The organism is Trueperella sp., assembly GCF_043424875.1.
Lineage (GTDB): Bacteria > Actinomycetota > Actinomycetes > Actinomycetales > Actinomycetaceae > Trueperella.
On record NZ_JBHWPL010000099.1, the window covers coordinates 1 to 20,731 of the forward strand.

A 20,731-nucleotide genomic window follows, 5' to 3' on the forward strand; every position below is an offset into this window, starting at 1 on the left:
GGTGTCCCACTTCGCCGACGCCATCGACCTCGACACCCTGAAACGCCACCAAGACCGAATCCGCATCGCCCTGGCCGACGTCACAAAACGCCTGGACGCCGCACGGCACGACCACGAAGGCCCCCGCCAACACCTCGCCACCGCCCTACGACTCCTCGCCGACTGCGCCCAGATGTACGAACGAACCGACGACCACGGCAAACGGCTAGCCAACCAAGCCTTCTACCACCGCATCCTCATCACCGAGGACGAAAAAGCGGCGATCCAGCTCAACGAGCCGTTCGCCGCCCTCACACCAGAACCCGCATCAACCGATGTCAGGTGTTCTAGTACGTCTTCAATTGTGGAGCCGAGGGGACTCGAACCCCTAACCCCCTGCTTGCAAAGCAGGTGCGCTACCAATTGCGCCACGGCCCCTTAGAAATCGACCGGATCAGTAACCTGCTGCCAGATTGCCTGACGCTGCAGATTCTCCTGAACCTTTAGGAAGATTACTAGTCCTCCTGCCAAGGTCGCAACTGCGAAAATTGCTTTTCTCATGTTGACCTTTCTCGATTCCCGGAGTGGGCGTAGGTGGACTCGAACCACCGACCTCCACATTATCAGTGTGGCACTCTAACCGGCTGAGCTATACGCCCCGGGTTTGCGCCCTTTTCGTGCGCCGAATTAGATTAACTCATTTACTCCGTCATATTCAAACCGCCGTTACGGCAAGCGCTACACTTCACAGTTTGATTCCGCCGCGGCGTTCTCCCACGTCCCCGCCGCGTCGCACGTGCCCGAGATAGCAAAATGCCCCGCTTCGTAAGCGGGGCATTCGCGGTTGAAGATTTACTCGTCGGTCACGGTGATATACAGACCGCCCACCAGCATCGCAATGACGTTGTAGAGCAGGGCGAGAACCGTTCCAAACAGCGTCAGAAGCACGACTTCAATCACGCCGACGACGACGGCGAAAGACACCACGCGCCCGAAGTCCATAAATTGGCCCAGCTCGAGCAGCGGCTCGGAGTTCAGCGTCACGAGCAGGTCATCGATTCGAGCCCACACGTGCATCGCGTCCATGACGAACCACAAAATAATCGAGGCAACCACGATCATGATGCCGATACCCACCGAAATGAGGAAGGACAGCTTGAGGGCCGACAGCGGATCGACCTTCGAAATCGTCATGCGCACACGGCGGATGCCGACGTCCTTGCGCAGGGGCACGGCCACTTGCTCTTCAGCCGCGAAGGCGCTGTGCTGTCCCTTCGATGCCCATTCGGTATCCTGCGTAGTCTCAGTCATGAGCTCTCTCCGTCGTTCAATAATTCGCTAGATATGACGCTACCGCGTTTTGCCAGTTTGCTCATCACTCTTCGCCCGGAACGTCGTCACGTTCTGGCGTTTCATCAACGGACGGCGGCGTGGCTGCGGACCCCGCAGAGCTTGCCGAGTCCGACGACGGCGCAGATCCAGCAGAATCGGCAGAATCGGCCGAGCCGGCGTCGGTCTCAAGGTGCGGTGCCATGGCAATGACGTGATCACCGTTGTCGGGGCGAACAAAACGCACGCCCTGAGTGTTGCGGCCGGTCAGGTTGACCTCATCCACGGACGAGCGCACAACCTTGCCGCCCTCCATGATGACGAGCACCTCGTCTCCCGGCTGAGTGATCAGTGCACCTACGAGCGCGCCGCGCTGTTCCACGACCTTGGCCACGCGGATGCCGAGACCTCCACGACCCTGCGGACGATACTCGTCGATGCTCGTGCGCTTGGCGAAGCCACCGTCGGTAATGACGAACACTTCCGAATCGGGTCGAACAACTTCCATCGTGAGCAGCGAATCGCCGGAGCGGAACTTCATGCCGCGCACGCCCGACGTCGCGCGTCCCATCGGACGCAACGTCTCGTCGTCGGCGACGAATCGCAGCGACTGGCCCTTCTTCGATACGAGGATGAGCTCGTCACCGTCGTTAATCAGACGGGCGGAGACCACCTGGTCGGTGCTGCCGTCCACGTGTTCGCGCAGGTTGATGGCGATGAGGCCGCCCGTGCGGGTGGAATCGTAATCGGACAGGCGCGTCTTCTTGACCAGGCCGTCCTCCGTGGCGAGCACGAGGTAATCGGCCTGATCGTAGGTGCGGAGCGTGAAGGCGGAGGCGATTTCCTCGCCCGGCTGCATCGCCAGCACGTTCGCCACGTGCTGACCCTTCGACTCGCGTGAACCCTCGGGGATCTCGTATCCCTTGACCCGGTAGACGCGGCCCAGGTTCGTGAAGAACAGATGCCAATCGTGGGTGGAGGCAATGCCCATGTGTTCGACGACGTCGTCGGAACGTAGCGTCGTCCCCTTGACTCCCTTGCCGCCGCGCCGCTGGGCGCGGTACTCGGAGACCTTCGTGCGCTTGATGAAGCCCGATCGCGTGACGGTCACGACGACGTCCTCTTCGGTAATGAGGTCTTCCTCGGACATCTCACCGTCGAACGGAAGGATGGTCGTGCGGCGATCATCGCCGTACTTGTCCACCACCGTGGCGAGCTCCTCGGACACGATGGCGCGCTGGCGCTCCGGCTTGGCGAGGATATCCCTATAATCTTCGACTTCAGCGAGCTTCTCGTCTCGCTCGTCAAGAATCTTCTGACGCTCGAGAGCCGCAAGGCGGCGCAGCTGCATCGCGAGGATGTGATCGGCCTGGACCGGATTGATGTCGAGCAGGTCGATGAGGCCCTGGCGGGCGTCGTCGGCTGTGGGCGAGCGGCGAATGAGCGCGATGACCTCGTCCAACATGTCGAGAGCCTTGACGAGGCCCTCCAAAATCATGAGGCGCTCTTCGGCCTTGCGCAGGCGGTAGGCGGTACGGCGGGAGATGACCTCAATCTGGTGCTGAACCCAGTAGTAGATGAATCCATCGAGGGACAGGGTTCGCGGCACGCCGTCGACGAGCGCCAGCATGTTCGCCGAGAAGTTCTGCTGGAGCTGGGTGTGCTTGTACAGGTTGTTGAGAACGACCTTCGGCACGGCGTCGCGCTTGAGGACGATCACGATGCGCTGGCCGGCGCGGCCGGAGGACTCGTCGCGAATATCCGCGATGCCCGTCAGGCGGCCTTCCTTGACACCTTCGACCATGCGGTCAAGGAGGCGATCCGGGTTGACTTGGTAGGGCAGATCGGTGACCACGAGGCATTGGCGGCCGTGAATCTCTTCGACTTCGACGATCGCACGCTGGGTGATCGGGCCGCGGCCGGTGCGGTAGGCCTGCTCAATCCCCTTCTTGCCGAGGATCGTGGCGCCGGTCGGAAAATCGGGACCCGGGATGCGCTCGAGCAACGCTTCAAGGAGCTCGTCTCGGCTTGCTTCCGGATTCTCGAGATACCACTGGGCACCCGAGGCGACCTCGCGCAGGTTGTGCGGCGGGATGGAGGTAGCCATGCCGACTGCGATGCCTTCCGAACCGTTGATGAGCAGGTTCGGAATCCGGGCGGTGAGCACCTTCGGTTCCTGGACCGAGCCGTCGAAGTTCGGTTCGAAATCAACCGTGTCTTCGTTGATGTCTCGCACGAGTTCGACGGCGAGCGGGGCCATGCGAGCCTCGGTGTATCGGGCCGCGGCCGCGCCAAGATCGCCGGCGGTTCCGAAGTTGCCCTGCCCGGACACGAGCGGGTAACGCATTGCCCAGGGCTGGACGAGGCGGACCATCGTGTCGTAAATCGCGGCGTCGCCGTGTGGGTGGTAGTGCCCCATGACGTCGCCGACAATCTTCACGGACTTCGAGAAGGAGGAGTCTGGGCGGTAGCCGCCGTCCCACATCGCGTAGATGACGCGGCGATGGACGGGCTTCATGCCGTCACGGACGTCGGGCAGTGCGCGCCCGACGATGACGGACATCGCATAATCGAGGTAGGAGGTCTCCATCTCCTTTTGGAGATCGACCTCTTTCACGGAATCGTGGTCGGGTGTTTCGATCGTCGTATCTTCGCTCACGGTAATCCTTAAATGTCGAGGAATCGCACGTCACGGGCATTGCGCTGGATAAAGGAGCGCCGCGATTGCACGTCCTCGCCCATCAACACGGAAAACGCTTCATCGGTGGCTGCAGCCTCGCCGATGTTGACTCGCTTCAGCGTGCGAGTCTCCGGATTCATCGTGGTGCTCCACAACTCCGAATCGTTCATTTCACCAAGACCCTTGTATCTCTGGATGCCTTGGCCCTCAGCCTTGGGCAGCTTCTTTCCCTCGGCGAGGCCAGCCTGGAGAACCTCATCGCGCTCCGCGTCCGAGAACACGTATTCGTGCGGGGCGTTCGTCCACTTGATGCGATAAAGCGGCGGCATCGCGAGGTAGATATATCCACCCTCGATGAGCGGCTTCATATAGCGATACACGAGCGTGAGCAGCAGCGTAGCGATGTGCTGGCCATCCACGTCCGCATCCGCCATGAACACAATCTTGTGGTAGCGCAGCTTGTTGATATCGAACTCTTCGCCGATGCCCGTGCCGAACGCCGTGACGAGGTTCTGGACCGTATCCGAGCTTAGCGCACGATCGAGGCGGGCCTTTTCCACGTTGAGGATTTTGCCACGGATCGGCATGATCGCCTGATTGTACGGATCTCGGCCGTTGACGGCCGATCCCCCTGCCGAGTCACCCTCGACGATGAAGATCTCACACTCTTCGGGATGGCGCGACGTGCAATCCTTGAGCTTGCCCGGCATCGCCGCCGATTCGAGAACCGACTTGCGGCGCGTGGCCTCGCGAGCCTTGCGCGCGGCCATACGTGCCTGGAACGCCTGCGTGGCCTTGCGAATAACCTCGCGGGCCTCGTTCGGATTCATATCAAACCAGTCGTTGATCCGCGCGTACGTCTGCTGCTGGACGTAGGTGCGCGCCTCGGTATTGCCGAGCTTCGTCTTCGTCTGACCTTCGAACTGCGGCTCGCCCAGCTTGACGGAGAGCACGACGGCGAGACCCTCGCGAACGTCGTCGCCAGACAGGTTCGGATCCTTGTCCTTAAGCAGATTCTTCTCGCGCGCGTACTTGTTAATCACGGAGGTCAGCGCCGTTCTGAAGCCCTCTTCGTGAGTTCCGCCCTCGGTGGTGTTAATCGTGTTGGCGAAGGTGTGCAGCGTTTCGGAATACGCGTTCGTCCACTGCATCGCCACTTCGAGCGAGATCTTCTTCTCCTCGTCCTCCGCCTCGAAGTAGATGGTCTCCTCGTGGACAGGCTCGACCTTCTTGGTCTTGACGAGGTGCTCGACGTAGTCGCGCAGACCGCCGTCGTACTGGTAAGAGACCTCGAGCTTGGGTTCCTCGACCTCGGTCAGGGACTCGGACGAGCCCACAACTTCCTCGCCCTCGGCAACCGCCTGCTCGCGCTCATCGGTGAGCGTGATGCGCAGGCCCTTGTTGAGGAAGGCCATTTGCTGGAGGCGATGGCGCAGCGTCTCGAAGTCGAACTCGACGGTTTCGAAAATTTCTGCGTTCGGCCAGAACGTCTGCGTGGTTCCGGTTTCGTCCGTCTTCTCGCCCTTCTCGAGCGGGGCAACGGGCACGCCGTTTTCGTAGGAAATGCGCCAAACGTAGCCGTCGCGCTTGACCATCGTGTCCATGCGGGTGGACAACGCGTTCACAACCGAGACGCCCACGCCGTGCAGACCACCGGAGACGGCGTACGATCCCGAGCCGAACTTTCCGCCGGCGTGCAGGACGGTCATGACCACCTGAACTGCGGGAAGACCTTCGCCTGGGTGGATGTCGACGGGAATTCCTCGGCCGTCATCCTCCACGCGCACGCCGCCGTTGTCGAGGAGCGTGACCTCAATGTGGCTTGCGTATCCCGCGAGCGCTTCATCGACCGAATTATCGACGACCTCGTAAACCAAGTGATGCAGGCCACGTTCACCGGTCGATCCGATATACATACCGGGGCGCTTGCGCACTGCCTCGAGTCCTTCGAGAACGGTAATATTGGAGGCGTCATACGACTGCTCGGACGATACCGCTCCGACCCTGCCGTTCGACGTTCCGTCCGTCTTATTTTCTGCCACGCTTGGCATCTCCTAACGCTCGCACATGTGGTGTGCGTCTCTTTAAGCGACCGTAAACGCCCTTTAGAGGCATTGAGCCTCGTTTTGGTGGGTCCCTACCATTTTGGCCGTGCCTGTAATTATATCGCTTGCACGGCGTGATATCGACTTACAAGGCCGCCTGTCGATTCTTGTAACGTCTGGCATTCTGTGGAGAAATTTCGCGCCCAGCAACCGCTTCGGGTCCCTCTCCAGCGAGGGTCTTCCGATCGCGCACGCCACTCGCCCGCGTCTCCCCCGGGCGACGTCGTTCGCGGGCCTATCCGTAGGTGTCGCGAGGCCCTCTGCCGGGTACCGAGTACGGACCATGCTTCCACGAGGGGGCATTCGGGCCGTTGACCACGATCTCCTTCACAACTCCCTCGCCCACTTCGTCGGCGAGTTTCTTATCAAGGAATGCCAAAAGCGCGCGAATCTGGGTCTGCCACGAGGTGGACTTTGCTCGCAGTGTCAACACGCCGTCGTCGGAAAAATCTTCTACCACGCAGTTCTGCGCGAGCGCGGGTCCCACAATCTCCGGCCACCTGGCCGCGACCGCGCCGACGTCGAGGTTCGTTTTCCATCCCATTCGCTCGATGAGACCGGTGTAGACGAAGCTCAGCGATTTCGGATCTCGCTTGGAAGGCCGCGCGCCCGAGCCCACATCTTGCCCCGGGCTCGGCACGAAGACGTCCTCCCCCATCTGATCCTGATCGAGCAGCGGGTTGTGCGTTTCGATGCGACGCCGCACCCAGCCGTGCCGTTCGGCCATGCGGCGGGCGCGCTCGAGAGTTTCGAGCGGGAGGCGATCGCCGTACTTATCTGCGGCCGCGTCCTTTGCCTGTGCGATTTTGTCTCGCGAGACCGTGGGCTTCATTGCTCGCCACCCTCATCGAACTCGCGGGTGACGACCCCGTCGTGGACGAGGAATCGGATCCCACCGAGGTCGGGCAGATCGTCGCCCACCGCCGCGGTCACAAACACCTGCTCGGCCTCGTCAACGATCTCGGCGAGTCGCAGTCGACGCCGGGAGTCGAGCTCCGCAAACACGTCATCGAGGATGAGGATCGGCTCCTCGTCCTCCGCCCAGTCCCCGGACACGTGGCTGCGCAACAACTTCCATGACCCCAGCCGCAGAGCCAGCGCAAACGACCAAGATTCTCCGTGCGAGGCGAAACCCTTCGCGGGCAGCGTGCCAAGGCTGAGTTCGAGCTCGTCGCGATGCGGTCCGACAAGGTTCACGCCGCGATCGATTTCCTCGGAGTGCCACTCGCGCAGCGTTTCGAGCATCGCCTGTTCGGTGGCGGCCACGTCTTGGAGCTCGGTTTCATGGTCGGCGACGCCGTTGCGGTACGTTTCGCCGTCGTCGCCGGTTAATTCCTGGGGGCCGGGCAGCGACCACCCACGGCGCTCGTCCAGATTCGCCGCGTAGTCGATGCGGGCGATGCCACGGCCGCCGGAGACGTCGGTGTAATACTCCTCGACGAACGGGCGCAGGCCCGAGATGATCTCCGCGCGCGCCGCGATAATCTGCGCGCCGTACTTTGCGATCTGGGCGTCCCAGATATCGAGGGAAGCCTCGTCGTAAAACCCGTCCCGGCGTCGTGCTTTACGTAGCGTCTTGAGCAACGCGCCGCGCTGGCGCAGCGCCTTGTCGTACTCGCTCTTGACGGCCGCGAGGCGCGGGCGGAACTGAATCATCAGGTTGTCGAGGAAGCGCCGGCGGGCGGAGGGATCGCCCTTGATGAGCTCGAGATCCTCGGGCGCGAACACCACGGCGCGAACGATCCCCAGGAGGTCGGCTGGCCGCGCGTTTCCGCGATTTATTCGGGCGCGATTGGCCTTGCCGGTGAGGATTTCCACCTCGACCATCGTCGCGGATTCGCCGCGGCGGACCTTTGCCCGCACGACGCCGGCATTCGCACCCTGGCGAACGAGCGCCGTATCGGCGACCACGCGATGGGACGTGAACGTGGCTAGGTAGGCGATGGCCTCGACGAGGTTCGTCTTGCCCTGGCCATTTTCACCCACGAAGGTGACAACGCCCGGCTCGAGCTCGAGCACGACCTCGCGATACGACCGGAAATCGTGTAACGCCAGATCTGTGATGTACAAGGGTCTTGCGCGGGCCTAGTTCGCGCCGAAGGTGCGGATGGGCATGAGCAGGAGGCGGAAATCGTCGTCGACATTTCCTTCCTCATCCTGCGCCGTCACAACCGCGGGCTTCGTCGGATGCGTGAACGAAAGGCGTACAAACTCCGTGTCAATCACCGAGAACCCTTCCTGAAGGAAGACCGGGTTGAACGCCATCTTCAGCTCTTCACCCTCAAGTTCCGCGGGGAGGACCTCGGAGACCTGCGCGTTATCGCCATGCCCTGCCTCGAGCACAACTTCACCCTCGGAAAACGACAGTCGCACCGCGGCGTTCTTCTCGACCACGAGCCGCGAACGCTTGATGCCCTCGAGGATTTCAAGGCGATTCATCACCACGAAGCCGTTGACTTCCGTGGGGAACAGCGAGCGGACCTGCGGGTATTCGCCGTCGATCAGCTGGATTGTGTTGCGGCGACCGCCGGCGGAAAAGCCGATCAGAGCGCCCATTCCCTGATCCTGCAGCGCAACCTCGATCGGGCCCGACGAGCCGAGCGCCTTGGCGACGTCGAGGAGTCGCGAGGCACGCACGAGGATTCGCTTCGAAATATCCGACGACGACGGCGTCCAGCCCAGATCGCGAATCGCCAAGCGGTAGCGGTCGGTAGCCATAAGGGAGAGCTTGTCCCCCTCGATCTCGATGCACACCGAGACGAGCATTGGAAGCGTGTCATCGTTCGACGCCGCGATCGTCACCTGAGACACGGCCTTTTCCCATTCGGCGCCGTCGATTTGACCAATGACGGGCGGCATCTCGGGGAGCTCCGAATAGTCTTCGGTGGACATCGTTTTCATCGAGAAGTGCGAGGAGCCGCACTCGATCTCGAGCATTCCTCCCTCGACGTTCAGGTCAATCTGGCGAGCGGGCAGCGAGCGGGAGATTTCCGCGAGGAGCTTGCCGTTGACCAGCACGTCTCCAGGTTCATCGACAGTGCCATCGATTGTGATGTGAGATGAAATATCAGAATCGCGCGAGCCGAGTGAGATGGTCCCGTCTTCTGCTGCCACGATGTGCATGCCTGCGAGGACAGGGATAGCAGGGCGATTGGGAATGGTACGCGATGCCCACGTGACCGCATCGGTAAAGATGTCATGATCGACGCTAATTTTCACCGTCAAACCTACTTTCATTTAATACTGGCACTACTTTACGCGAGGACGCACGGTTTTGCCCTCCCGTATAGCATCCGAATGACACGCACCTGGGCGACGAGAGTCGGTGGCCGAAGAGTGTCATTCTAGTTTTTCTTTGTAGTAGTAGTTGTAGCCTTTGTGGATTCTGTGGAGAACCGGATTTGTCCTTGCTATTGTGCGATCTTCACAGTGTGGATAGCTGTTGGTATAACGCTGCGAGCAACCGGCTCATTTTGTGGATGGAACACTTGAGGTCTCTGACTATCCGCAGTTTTTGGTCGTTTCTCCACTGATTTCGTCTGACTGCTCGCTTCGTTTTCCACAGATTCTGTGGAAAACCTGAGCGAACGGAAATACTAGTGATTCTCGGCCAGCTGCGCCTGTTCTTTACCCGCCTGCTTGATCCGGGCGATGAGTTCCGTGACCTGATTGAAGACCGTCTGCTTTTCGGCCATCAATTTTTCGATCTTACGAAGCGCGTTCAGCACGGTCGTGTGATCTCGCCTGTTAAAGGATTCCGCAATCTTTGGTAAAGAAAGATCGGTCATTTCCCTGCACAGATACATCGCGATGTGACGCGGCTGAGTGAGCGTGCGCGTGCGGGTTGGGGACTTGAGATCTTCCGGCGTCACCCCGAAATACGCCGACGTCTGACTCATAATCAGCGCTGCGGTGACGGTGACCGAACTCGGGTCAGACATCATGTCCTTGAGAGCCGTTTCAGCGACGTCGATCGTGACGGGAACGTCGAACAGGCCCGCGTAGGCCGTGACGCGGCGAAGGGATCCTTCCATCTCGCGCACGTTGGTCGTGATGCGCGAGGCTATGAATTCGAGGACCTCGCGTGGCACGTCTAGCTTTTCCGACGCGGCCTTCTTCTCCAGGATCGCGATACGGGTTTCGAGGTTTGGAAGGTCAATATTGGCAACGATTCCCGAGGCGAACCGCGAGATCATGCGGTCCTCGAAGCCGTCGAGTAGGCGGGGAGCCACATCCGAGGTAATGACGATCTGCTTATTAGCGTTCGCCAGGGCGTTGAACGTGTTGAAGAACTCCTCCAGGGTTCCTTCCTTGTTGGACAGGAACTGGATGTCGTCAATGAGGAGGATGTCGACTGACCTGAACAGGTTCTTGAAGTTGTGACCCTGCTGCGTCCTCATCGCGTTAATGAACATATTCGTGAACTCTTCCGAGCTCACGTAGAGAACGCGGCTGCCTGGGAACAGGCTGATGTAGTAGTTCCCGATCGCGTGCAGGAGGTGGGTCTTGCCCATGCCCGAGTCGGAGTACAGGAACAGCGGATTGTAGGTTGACCCTGGTGCCTCGGCGACCGCAAGTGCGGTCGCGTGTGCAAAGCGATTTGATTCGCCGATCACGAAGTTTTCGAAGGTGTAGCGCGGATTGAGGTGGGCGTCGGACTGATCCTTGTTCGTCTGAATCCGCGGCAACATCGGGCTCAGGCGCTCTTTGGGAGACGCGGGAAGATCGTAATTCGAATACTCGGCATCCGAACGAGCGGGCTCGGGCGCGCGGAAGTCGGAGTCAAAGGGGAAGTTATCGACGGAGTGTAGAGCGCGGTCCGCCGACGGAACGGGCTGTTCTGAATATGCAACCTCGTCGGTCTGAGGGGAGGAATCTTGCCACGCGTCTTGGCGCAGCGACTGTTCCTGCAACTGCTCTTGCCACTGTTGATCGGGATTCTGCCACGTCTGGACTGCTGGCGGTGCCGGCGTCGTTGATTGTTCGGACAGGGACGAATCAACGGAAATCACGAGGCGAACGTTGCGTCCCAGGATGTCAGAGAGACGATCTTCCATGATTGTTGAGACATGTTCGTTTAACCAGTCTTTAACGAAGTCTGACCCAACGCCGATCATGAAAATATCGTCGGCCGTGGCGAGCGGGTGTGCGAGGCGGACGAAGGCCGTCTGGGAGTCGGAGAGCTCTCCCTGTGCACGAAGTAATTCTGTTGCGGCCGTCCACGCATCACGCGCCGGTGAGCTATCCGCCATCGTTCTCCTTAGTTCCTCATTGATCCAATACCCACCCATAGTAGAGAAAAAAATGTGGAAAGTCAGGCGAGTTATCCACAAAGTTGTTCACATGTGTGGATATTACATCTTTGTAATTCGATTCCCGGATCCGCGCGGATTCAGAACAAAGATCCAACCACAGAAGAAACCACAGCTGTGGAGATCGCGAAAAAGTGGAATAGGTCAAACTTTTCCTCAGCTGTGGTTTGATCGAATGCTTGTTATATCTGTCACCGGAGAGGTCTCAATCGTTGACCTTTCGGCGAAAACTCCAGTAAAGTCAACGAGTCATGTGTGATAAGCACACGGCCTCGAAGTTCTCAGCTCGAGGCACTCTCAACGTCAAGATCTAGATTTAGGTGGTCTCAGAATGACTACGAAGCGCACTTTCCAGCCGAACAACCGTCGTCGTTCCAAGGTGCATGGCTTCCGCAAGCGCATGTCCACGCGTGGCGGCCGTGCAATTCTTGCTGCTCGTCGCCGTAAGGGACGCGCCAAGCTTTCTGCATAAATGCTTCCCGCAGCTCACCGAATGCGAGCGGCAGCGGACTTTCGCGCCGCCTCTCGCCACGGACTGCGGGCAGCAAACAGATACTTCGTCATCCACGTCGTGGAAGGCGAACCCGGAGCCGGCCTTTTGGTCGGCTTCACTGTCAGTAAGAAGGTGGGCAACGCCGTCGTGCGAAATCAGGTGCGGCGAAGGCTACGGCACATCATGCGCGACTACCTCGAGATTCCGGCGTCGAAGGTCGTTATCCGAGCGCGTCCCGGTAGCGCAACTGCCTCCTCGCAGGAGCTACGCGAGGCCCTCCACACAGAACTAACCCGGCTTGGAATGGTCCATGCGTAACCCGGTCGCCGCAGTACTCACTGGCGCGATTCGGTGGTACCAAAAGCACATTTCTGCCAACACCCCACGTCGGTGCAGGTATCAACCCACCTGTTCCGCGTACGCCCTGGAGTCGATTCAGGTTCACGGGGTAATTAAAGGTACACTCTTAGGTACATGGCGGCTTCTTCGTTGCAATCCTTGGTCAAAGGGTGGCGTGGACTGGGTGCCCGACAAGGGTAAATGGCCGACGAAGCCACTGGGATACAAAGAACTCATCGCGTACCGCGACAACGAAACAGATCATCAGGCCACACGTGGCCATGGCGATGATCACGACGCACCATAAGGAGCTTCAGTCGATGGATACCATCCTCTACCCCATCATGTGGGTCATTTCGTACATCATGTACGGAGTGCATGAACTTCTCACCATGATCGGAATGGAGAGCGGTTCGGGCCCAGCGTGGGTGCTGTCGATCGTGGGCCTCACGGTTTTTATCCGTATCCTGATCATTCCGCTGTTTAACAAGCAGACGCGCGCATCTCGCGCCGGTCAGGAACTTCAGCCCGAAATCAAGAAGATCCAGAAGAAGTACAAGGGCCGCACCGATCAGGTCTCGCAGCAGCGCCAGCAGGAAGAAATGATGGCGCTCTACCGCGATCACGGCACGTCGCCATTTGCGGCCTGTATGCCGATGCTGATCCAGATGCCGATCTTCTTCGCGCTGTTCCGCCTGCTGTATGCGGTGCTCCCGCTGTCCAACGGCACGTACGCGCGCGAATCCATCGGCGCGATTAACCAGGACGTTGCCACGGAGATCGCGCGATCCACCGTGTTCGGCGCCCCGATCTCCTCCTCGATCTCCACGCGAAACGAATTCAGCAATCCGACGGCCGTGCTCGTCGTCGCCGTCGTCCTCATCGCGCTGATGATGATCACGCTGTTCTTCTCGCAAAAGCAGATCATGACGAAGAACCTGCCGGACTCGGCTCGCGACCCTGACAACCCCGCCTACAAGATGCAAAAGTACATGCTCTACGGCATGCCGCTGATCTACGTGTTCTCGGGTGCCGTGTTCCAGGTGGGCGTGCTCGTGTATTGGCTGACCGGAAACATTTGGAACATCGGTCAGCAGACCTGGCTGATCACCAACAACCCGGCTCCCGGTTCGGAGGCCTACCGTGCGCGCGAGCTGCGCATGCGCGAGAAGCGCCGGAAGCAGGGCTTGCCCGAGGTTGAGGAATCCGACGACGACGAGACCCCGCACGTCCAGACTGGCCAGCGCGCACAGCCCCTGGGCAAGAAGCGCTCGAAGAAGGCACGCCAGACGGGTTCGATCCCCGAGAACGCAATTGTTCCCGAGGAAGAGGAACCTGCTGCGGAGGAAGAGGTTCGCGGACCAGACGGCCTGACCGACGCCGAGCGCGCGCAGAAGCGTTACGAGCGCCGAATGGCCGAGCGCCAGCGCTCGAAGAAGAACAAAAAGAAGAAGCGCCGCTAAGACTTAATAACACCAGCACACCAGCATTCAAAGGATTTGTTATGACTGAAGACAACGCCAGCAAGCTTGATCGCGAGGGTGACATTGCAGCTGACTACCTCGAGGAACTCCTCGACATCGCTGACCTCGACGGAGACATCGAGATTGGCGTGGAGGCCGACCGCGCCTCGGTAGCCATCGTTTCCGACGACGGCGGGGATCGTCGCCTCAAGCGCCTCATCGGCCGCAAGGGCGAGGCACTGGATTCGCTGCAGGAGCTCACGCGCCTCGTGGTTCAGCAGGAGACCGGCGAGCGTTCGCGCCTCATGCTCGACATCCTCGGATACCGCGAGAACCATCGCGAGCAGATCGCGGAGATTGCGCGCCGCGCTGTCGAGAAGGTCGAGGAGACCGGCGAGCCGTATTCGATGAAGCCCATGAATCCGTTCGAGCGCAAGGTGGTTCACGACGTCGTCGCTGACGCCGGCCTGTTCTCGGATTCCTCCGGCACGGGTCCTGGCCGTCACGTCGTCATCTATCTTGAAGATGAGTACGACGACTTCGAGGACGCCGACACCGATCTGGACGACGAAGAGTCGGACACCGAAGATGTGGATGCCGAGGAAACCGAGGATCTGGAGACTGGCGATTCCGCGGAGTCGGCAGACGAGTAAAACGTAAGGAGGGGCCGGCCGAGTGCCGGCCTTTTCTTTATGTATAGGGCTGCCTGGCCTTGTGTGGTGTGAGGCGGCGACTGCCGAAGGCTTGGACGTGGCTGGCCTTTGAAGGTCTGGATGTTCTGAAGGATCTGGAAGGGGTAATTGTGGGAAACTTTGCTCGCGTTGAGAATGCGCCCGAAGGCGGTGCCGAGCATTTCGGCGAGGAATCGTGGTCGAAGCTTCTCGGGTTCGCGCAGATGTTGACTGCTGAAGGCGAGCTTCGCGGTCTTGTGGGGCCACGCGAACTCGAACGGCTGTGGTCGCGGCACATTCTGAATTCGACGCCGGTGGCGGAGTTTCTGCCGGATCGCGGCCGTGTTGCCGACGTCGGCTCTGGAGCTGGCTTTCCAGGAATCGTTTTGGCCATCATTCGGCCAGATCTCACCTTCGATCTCATCGAGACGATGGAGCGGCGGACGGTTTGGCTCGAGGATGTGAAGGCGGAGCTCGGGCTGGAGAATGTGAACGTCATTCGCTCTCGTGCTGAGGACTTGCCGAAGGATTACGGCGTCGACGTGGTGACTGCTCGCGCGGTGGCTGCGCTCAAGAAGCTGATTCCGTGGACGCTCCCCCTCCTCAAGCCGGGTGGGTGCCTCGTAGCGCTCAAGGGTCAGCGCGCCGAGCAGGAGATTGAGGATGCCGACGCGCAGCTGATGAAGTTCAAGGCGCAATCGGCGCGGGTCTACGACGTCGATGTGTGGGGTACCGATGAAGGTACGCGGATTCTTGAGGTTGTCAAACTTGGCTAGCTGGCAAGCTACGGCAACTAGCCTCTTAGCCACGCTTTTCCTTATGAAGTTTTGTTTCGAGCAGCGCGAAAAGCTTTCATCCGTGCATCTGGGGGTAAATATAGGAAGTCGGACCACACTGGGTCTGCACCATCTTTCTCGTCCTGCCAACCAATAAACAAATGGGGGTGGGCTTGAGCGACGGTTTGTATATCGTCGAATACGACTCGAAGGTGGCGCTGTAGGAGATCGCGCGCTTGCCCACGATTTCCTGCTTTAATCTCCTCAAATATTTCAACGTGTTGAAGATAAAACTTCCTCGGGTGGCTCACCTCTTTCATACCCAGCATGCGAGCCCGGTCCAAGTGAGCTTTAGCGTTGGAGACGAAAGCCCAGCTTCTTCCATGCCCGGCTGAGGCCATCAGAAGGCGATGGAACTCTTCGTCGTATTTGAAGAAGATATCGGGATCTTGTTCCGCAATACGCTCTTGATCGTGCAGGTTGTCTTCAATACGCTCAACATCGACTTCAGAAAGAGGTAGATCAAGGGTGTCGAGCGACGAGAGCTCGAGCGCTTCCCGCAAGAATTGTGAGTTTTTTACAAGGCGGACATCGACGGGCGTAACGAATGTGCCGACGCGCGGAAAGACTTCCACGAGTTGCTCTTCAGCCAAAATGAGAAGGGCCTCGCGAATGGGGGTTCTCGAGACCCCCAGAGTGGTTGCGAGTTCGTTTTCCGAAATTGACGTTCCTGGTGGTAATTCGAGCGAGACGATCCTCGACCGCAGTTCACTAATCACCTGAAATCGCGTGTTTCGCTTCATGATTTTCCCTTCTTACAATCCGAGTATATTGCCAAAGGTGTCCTTTTTCGCCGTCATCGTTGGCTGACTTTTGCGGGCAGTATTGACATGATAATTGAAGTGTGATTCTATAATACTCATGTATACAAGGTTGTGTACAAGACAAAACCCGATCGCAGACAACAGGGGCGTTAACGCGATGAGACGACTACATCGGAACATCCGATCCCCACAACTCTGGAGGAGAAAAATGAAGCGACTGATGGCGATTGTTGCAGCCGGAACTCTTGCACTGAGCGTTACTGCTTGTGGCGAAGATTCCGGTTCCAACGGCGGCGACACCGGCGATGGTTCGGTTAAGACTTTCCGCATTGGATCAAACTGGGCGGCGACCCACCCGATGGCTGAAGCTATTGACGAAGTCTTTGTGCCGGAAATCGAAGAGAAGTCAGGTGGAATGCTGACGGCTGAGGTCTTTCACTCCGGCACGCTCGGCAACGAGGCCGATCTATGGGATGGAGTCCGCAATGGCACCATTGAAATGGTCCTCGTTGGTACCCCAATGAATCAAGAATATCCACAGATGCTCATTTCGGATTGGCCTTTCCTCTATGAGGATCTTGAGCATGCCAAGAACGTGTGGACAGGTGAAATTGGCGATGAGCAAAGTGCGGCCTTTACAGAAGCATTCCCAACCACAGAGGTTCTTGGCTGGGGTCCGAACTCTGCACGGACGTTCTCATCAAATAAGCAACTGACGTCAGTTGATGATTTTCAGGGACAGAAGTTCCGTATGCCCTCAAATCCAATTCACCTAGGTATTGCTGAGCACCTCGGCGCTTCGGCACAGGTAATCCCGCTGGGTGACCTATTCACGTCCTTGGAGACCGGCGTCGTTGATGGTCAGGATAACGGGATGGTAACCATTATTTCTGAAGGGTTTCACGAGGTTCAGGATTACGTATACGAGACAAACCACATCATCGCAACCCTCGAACTCATCATGAATGAGCCCTTCATGTCGAGTTTGACCGAGGAAGAGCAACAGATCGTCCGCGACGCGGCTAAGGAAGCGACTCTTGCGGCTTGGGATAACTACATCGCTTCGGTTGACGAGGACCGAGCATTTCTTGAAGAGAACGGTGTGACCGTTACGCAACTCACCCCTGAGGATCGCGAGATCATCATCGAAAAGATCCAGCCCCTCATCGACGAGCTCCACGCAGAGCACGACTGGTCAGAAGAACTGACTGAGCAGATCAAGAACGCAAATTAAGTACACCGTGGCGGCGGGAAGATCATCCTGCCGCCACAGTGTTCTTGAAAGGCATCACTCATGAAAACTTCACTCGACAGGTTTTTCAGAGGCATTGAGTACCTCATGGCGATATTCCTCGCGATCATGATTATCTTCATGTTCGTCAATATCGTTATGCGGTTCGTGGCTAACTCAGGATTTGTCGCATCTGAGGAAATCGCTCGACTAGCATTTATCTTCCTCGTGTATCTCGGCACCATTGGCGCCTACCGCGATAACCAACATCTTGGCGTCAATATGATTTTTAGCCGTCTCGGTCCTACCGCGGGACGTATCGTTTATGTCATCACTCAGCTCATCGTCATTTGGGTGATGTTTCTCCTCGCATGGGGCTCGATCCGACTAGCGGGTCAGACCTTTAACGATTCCTGGGTAGCCACGGGATTTCCCCGGTGGATCGTTTCCGGCGTTGGCGCCGTGACTGGTATTTCCATCATCATTTTGGCTCTGTCCAATATTTTTGATGCGCTCGTCAAAAAGATTCCCTTGGAGGATCTTATGGCTGGCGAGGAAGTGGACGATATCGATCCCGAGGATCTGATGAGCGACGAAGAACTCGAACAGACCGTGGCTGAACTATCGGGAGGCAAGCTCCGCTTCGACCGCACTGATGAAGATGATGACTACGGCAAGAAGTCGGCAGGTGAGGAAGAATAATGAAGATCCTAGGTGCACTAACCGGATATCTCGTCGCCGCGATCGCAGTCGGCGTACCCATCGCATTCGCATTGCTCTTCGCAGGCGGTGCAACCTCGTACCTCATAGGTGGCACTTCCACCGATCCGTCAATTATCGCTACTCAACTCCTGCGTGGAACCGACTCGGTATCCATGATGGCGCTTCCGTTTTTTATCTTGACGGGAGAGATCATGAATCGCGGGGGGCTTACCAAGCGCCTCATCGCCATGTTCAACGTCACTGTCGGTCGCGTTCGCGGAGGTCTCGGTTACGTGACGATTCTTGCTACGCTACTCTTTGGCGCACTGGTCGGATCGGCTGTGGCCTCCACTGCGGCTCTGGGCGCGATTCTTATTCCCATGATGGTATCCGCAGGTTACGACCGTGATAAGTCAGCCGGTCTCGTAGCTGGTACAAACCTCGTAGTTCCCATCATGCCTCCTTCAATCCCGATCATCGTGTACGGTGCGACGGCTGGTGTTTCTATCAGTCAGCTATTCATGGGAAGTATCATCCCAGCTTTCTACCTTACGGTCCTCATGTGCCTTACGTGGTTCTTTGTGTCCCGTAAGGACGCTGTAAAGACGGACGTCCCGTTCCCAGGAATGAAGAAATTCGCGGGAATGGTTGGTTCGGGAGTCTGGGCCATTCTTCTGCCGGTGATAATTCTGGTAGGCCTGCGCTCGGGCGTTTTTACCGCAACCGAAGCAGGTGTCGTGGCAGTTGTTTACGCTCTGTTTATCGCTATCTTCGTATACCGCGAAATGAAGATGCCTCAGATGATTGAAGCGTTCGTCGCGTCGGCGAAGATGTCCGCTGTCGTTATGTTCCTCGCAGCAACTGCTCAAGTCGCGGGCTACTACATGACAATCTCTGGTCTACCTCGTGTGGTTACTAACCTCATGGGACCCCTTGTGGACAACCCGACGATGCTTGTCCTCGTTCTTATGGTGTTCGTTTTCCTCCTCGGCCTGTTCCTTGACGTCATCCCAACCATTCTTATCCTGACCCCGCTCATGGTGCCTGTGCTCCAGGAAGCCGGAGTGGATCTCGTGTGGTTCGGAATCGTCTTTACCCTTGCCAATGTGCTGGGACTGATCACGCCACCCGTCGGTCCGTCACTGAACGTGGCTAGTGCGGTGGGCAAGGTAAAGATCGAAAAGGTATCGATAACCGTCTTGCCATACCTGCTATCGCAGATTGTGCTCGTGCTGATTTTCATCTTCGTGCCGCAGGTTATTACCGTGCCACTGGGCTGGTTGACCTAAGGCGTCGGTGGGACGTCAAGTTCTGGCTTCCCACCCCACCTTGGTCGTGCTCTACCACTTGGAAAGGTTTATACAATGAAAGCAGTAGTCGCCCATGGGGCGAACGATCTCCGGGTTGACGAGATTTCAATTCCGGAACCCGCGACAGGTGAAGTCCTCATCGCCATGGAATGGGGCGGAATATGTGGTTCCGACATCTCATACTGGAAGAATGGCGCATCCGGCACGGCGATCCTACGCGAGCCATTGATCCTTGGTCACGAAGTTGCTGGTCGCGTCGCTAAGCTCGGCGCTGATGTGACTGGCGTCGAGGAAGGCGTAGCCGTCACCATTCATCCCGCGACACTCGTGGGAAATCATACGATGCCAGAGTCCACGGCTGGTCGGACAAACCTGTGGCCAGAAGTTCGGTACTTTGGATCCGGCGCGTTTCTTCCACATGAACAGGGCGGATTCTCGGAGTTTCGCACGGCGCGAGTGGATCAGCTCCGGCTTCTCCCTGACAATCTCACGACGAAGGAAGGCGCTGTTGCCGAGCCACTCGGCGTTGCTCTCCACGCGGTTAATCGTGCTGGCGATGTTGCAGGGCGAACCGTGCTGGTCAATGGCGCTGGTCCGATTGGCGCATTGACAGTCGCGGCTCTGAAGTTCCGCGGTGCAGGACAAATCTTTGTGTCAGATTTGTCCGAGGGTGCACTCAGGGTTGCTAAAGAGCTGGGCGCGGACGAACTCGTCAACTTGTCGGCGGGCGAAGGACTCCCCCAAGACGTCGAGATTGCGTTTGAGGCGTCGGGCGCCTCCGCGGCTATCGGCAGCGTTCTTGCTGCTACGCAACGTGGCGGAACGGTGGTTCAGGTCGGGAATCTTCCTGGTAGTGAGATCACAGCGCTTCTCGGCAACATAGTGACCCGTGAAATCAACTACCTAGGCTCCTATCGTTTTGACGACGAGATCACCGACGCCGTGCACATGATGGCCGAAGGATTCGACATCTCCCCTGTGATGACACATGAGTTTTCTATCGACGACGCGCTCGAGGCTTTCGAGACAGCTGCCGACCGGTCGACAGGCTCCTCCAAGGTCATGCTGAAGCTCAGCTGACGCATGACCCCGTGGGCCCGTAGCAAATCTTGCGGGCCCCATGGCATCAAAGCTAAAGCAGAGTCATCGACGCTGACAAATGACACGTGCGTTGACATGTTGAGCGTAAACATCGAATATATCCACGATGAACACGGCGTTCGTAAGTAGTGCCCGTTAGAGTGGTGTAGCCCGATGGTGGTCGTGTGCGTCGTTGCTGACACGAGCGCGGTCATCGTGGGATCTTTCGAGAAAGCCTTCTACTTCTCACTCGAAAGGACATCGCCACGATGACCGCTCCTCATATTATCGACCCTGCAGGCCTGCTCAGTGAAGCCCTGGCCGATGCTTCTCCCGATCTCATGCGAGATCTGCTCCAAACCGTGATCAATGCTCTGCTCTCAGCCGACGCCGACGCGGTAGTGGGCGCCGAATACGGTAAACCCAGCCCCGACCGG

Annotated in this window: 20 protein-coding genes and 2 tRNA genes; 11 read left to right on the plus strand and 11 right to left on the minus strand. The window is 58.3% G+C overall.

The genetic code is table 11. The features are described 5' to 3' along the window. Positions 1 to 344: 344 nt before the first annotated feature. The 10 genes from ACHFFR_RS08355 to dnaA form a co-directional block, all read right to left on the minus strand. A tRNA-Ala gene (locus tag ACHFFR_RS08355) sits at positions 345 to 417 on the minus strand. Continuing rightward, positions 418 to 600, minus strand: coding sequence for a DLW-39 family protein (locus ACHFFR_RS08360; RefSeq protein WP_394263809.1), 183 nt, complete (start codon positions 598 to 600; stop codon positions 418 to 420). It abuts the tRNA gene before it with no gap. After that, a tRNA-Ile gene (locus ACHFFR_RS08365) sits at positions 565 to 638 on the minus strand. The genes ACHFFR_RS08360 and ACHFFR_RS08365 overlap by 36 nt, the downstream gene beginning before the upstream one ends. Before the next feature lie 193 nt (positions 639 to 831). Then, the gene (locus ACHFFR_RS08370; protein WP_394263810.1) at positions 832 to 1,290 is read right to left on the minus strand and encodes a DUF3566 domain-containing protein; all 459 of its coding nucleotides are present in this window, start codon (positions 1,288 to 1,290) and stop codon (positions 832 to 834) included. Positions 1,291 to 1,354: 64 nt separating this feature from the next. Beyond that, positions 1,355 to 3,967 carry a DNA gyrase subunit A gene (gyrA, locus tag ACHFFR_RS08375; RefSeq protein WP_394263811.1) on the minus strand — a complete coding sequence of 871 codons (2,613 nt, stop codon included), beginning with the start codon at positions 3,965 to 3,967 and terminating at the stop codon, positions 1,355 to 1,357. An 8-nt stretch (positions 3,968 to 3,975) separates the two neighbouring features. Beyond that, the gene (gyrB, locus tag ACHFFR_RS08380) at positions 3,976 to 6,039 is read right to left on the minus strand and encodes a DNA topoisomerase (ATP-hydrolyzing) subunit B (protein ID WP_394263812.1); all 2,064 of its coding nucleotides are present in this window, start codon (positions 6,037 to 6,039) and stop codon (positions 3,976 to 3,978) included. A gap of 289 nt (positions 6,040 to 6,328) precedes the next feature. Next, positions 6,329 to 6,925 carry a DUF721 domain-containing protein gene (locus tag ACHFFR_RS08385; RefSeq protein ID WP_394263813.1) on the minus strand — a complete coding sequence of 199 codons (597 nt, stop codon included), beginning with the start codon at positions 6,923 to 6,925 and terminating at the stop codon, positions 6,329 to 6,331. Continuing rightward, complete coding sequence (recF, locus tag ACHFFR_RS08390; RefSeq protein ID WP_394263814.1) at positions 6,922 to 8,163, minus strand: DNA replication/repair protein RecF; 1,242 nt, start codon at positions 8,161 to 8,163, stop codon at positions 6,922 to 6,924. The genes ACHFFR_RS08385 and recF overlap by 4 nt, the downstream gene beginning before the upstream one ends. Positions 8,164 to 8,178: 15 nt before the next feature. Further along, entirely contained in the window at positions 8,179 to 9,312 is a 1,134-nt protein-coding gene (dnaN, locus tag ACHFFR_RS08395) for a DNA polymerase III subunit beta (protein WP_394263815.1), read from the minus strand. A gap of 377 nt (positions 9,313 to 9,689) precedes the next feature. Then, positions 9,690 to 11,345 carry a chromosomal replication initiator protein DnaA gene (gene dnaA, locus ACHFFR_RS08400; RefSeq protein ID WP_394263816.1) on the minus strand — a complete coding sequence of 552 codons (1,656 nt, stop codon included), beginning with the start codon at positions 11,343 to 11,345 and terminating at the stop codon, positions 9,690 to 9,692. Between the two features lie 391 nt (positions 11,346 to 11,736). Here dnaA and rpmH point away from each other — a divergent pair, with 391 nt between their 5' ends. The 6 genes from rpmH (at position 11,737) to rsmG (ending at position 15,147) form a co-directional block, all read left to right on the plus strand. After that, entirely contained in the window at positions 11,737 to 11,877 is a 141-nt protein-coding gene (gene rpmH, locus ACHFFR_RS08405) for a 50S ribosomal protein L34 (protein ID WP_126416468.1), read from the plus strand. Continuing rightward, positions 11,878 to 12,216, plus strand: a complete 339-nt coding sequence (gene rnpA, locus ACHFFR_RS08410) for a ribonuclease P protein component (RefSeq protein WP_394263817.1) — start codon at positions 11,878 to 11,880, stop codon at positions 12,214 to 12,216. Then, the gene (yidD, locus tag ACHFFR_RS08415) at positions 12,209 to 12,544 is read left to right on the plus strand and encodes a membrane protein insertion efficiency factor YidD (RefSeq protein ID WP_394263818.1); all 336 of its coding nucleotides are present in this window, start codon (positions 12,209 to 12,211) and stop codon (positions 12,542 to 12,544) included. Before rnpA ends, yidD begins: the two co-directional genes overlap by 8 nt. Then, positions 12,525 to 13,700, plus strand: coding sequence for a membrane protein insertase YidC (gene yidC, locus ACHFFR_RS08420; RefSeq protein ID WP_394263819.1), 1,176 nt, complete (start codon positions 12,525 to 12,527; stop codon positions 13,698 to 13,700). Before yidD ends, yidC begins: the two co-directional genes overlap by 20 nt. Positions 13,701 to 13,741: 41 nt before the next feature. Further along, positions 13,742 to 14,353 (plus strand): R3H domain-containing nucleic acid-binding protein, encoded by a 612-nt coding sequence (locus tag ACHFFR_RS08425; protein ID WP_394263820.1) that lies wholly within the window; start codon positions 13,742 to 13,744, stop codon positions 14,351 to 14,353. Positions 14,354 to 14,502: 149 nt separating this feature from the next. Continuing rightward, on the plus strand, positions 14,503 to 15,147 hold the full coding sequence (rsmG, locus tag ACHFFR_RS08430) for a 16S rRNA (guanine(527)-N(7))-methyltransferase RsmG (protein ID WP_394263821.1): 645 nt from the start codon (positions 14,503 to 14,505) through the stop codon (positions 15,145 to 15,147). A gap of 41 nt (positions 15,148 to 15,188) precedes the next feature. On the opposite strand, the gene ACHFFR_RS08435 is transcribed toward rsmG, so the two are convergent. Beyond that, positions 15,189 to 15,950 (minus strand): GntR family transcriptional regulator, encoded by a 762-nt coding sequence (locus ACHFFR_RS08435; RefSeq protein ID WP_394263822.1) that lies wholly within the window; start codon positions 15,948 to 15,950, stop codon positions 15,189 to 15,191. 229 nt (positions 15,951 to 16,179) lie between these two features. Here ACHFFR_RS08435 and dctP point away from each other — a divergent pair, with 229 nt between their 5' ends. The 5 genes from dctP to ACHFFR_RS08460 form a co-directional block, all read left to right on the plus strand. Further along, positions 16,180 to 17,205: a TRAP transporter substrate-binding protein DctP gene (gene dctP / locus ACHFFR_RS08440; protein WP_394263823.1), complete on the plus strand. Its 1,026-nt coding sequence runs from the start codon at positions 16,180 to 16,182 to the stop codon at positions 17,203 to 17,205. Positions 17,206 to 17,265: 60 nt separating this feature from the next. After that, positions 17,266 to 17,904 (plus strand): TRAP transporter small permease, encoded by a 639-nt coding sequence (locus tag ACHFFR_RS08445; protein WP_394263824.1) that lies wholly within the window; start codon positions 17,266 to 17,268, stop codon positions 17,902 to 17,904. Then, a complete protein-coding gene (locus ACHFFR_RS08450) occupies positions 17,904 to 19,193 on the plus strand; it encodes a TRAP transporter large permease (protein WP_394263825.1) in 1,290 nt (429 codons plus the stop codon). The genes ACHFFR_RS08445 and ACHFFR_RS08450 overlap by 1 nt, the downstream gene beginning before the upstream one ends. A gap of 75 nt (positions 19,194 to 19,268) precedes the next feature. Further along, entirely contained in the window at positions 19,269 to 20,294 is a 1,026-nt protein-coding gene (locus ACHFFR_RS08455; RefSeq protein WP_394263826.1) for an L-idonate 5-dehydrogenase, read from the plus strand. A gap of 269 nt (positions 20,295 to 20,563) precedes the next feature. Then, positions 20,564 to 20,731: transposase (locus ACHFFR_RS08460; RefSeq protein WP_394263827.1), on the plus strand; the 168-nt coding region annotated here is incomplete at its 3' end.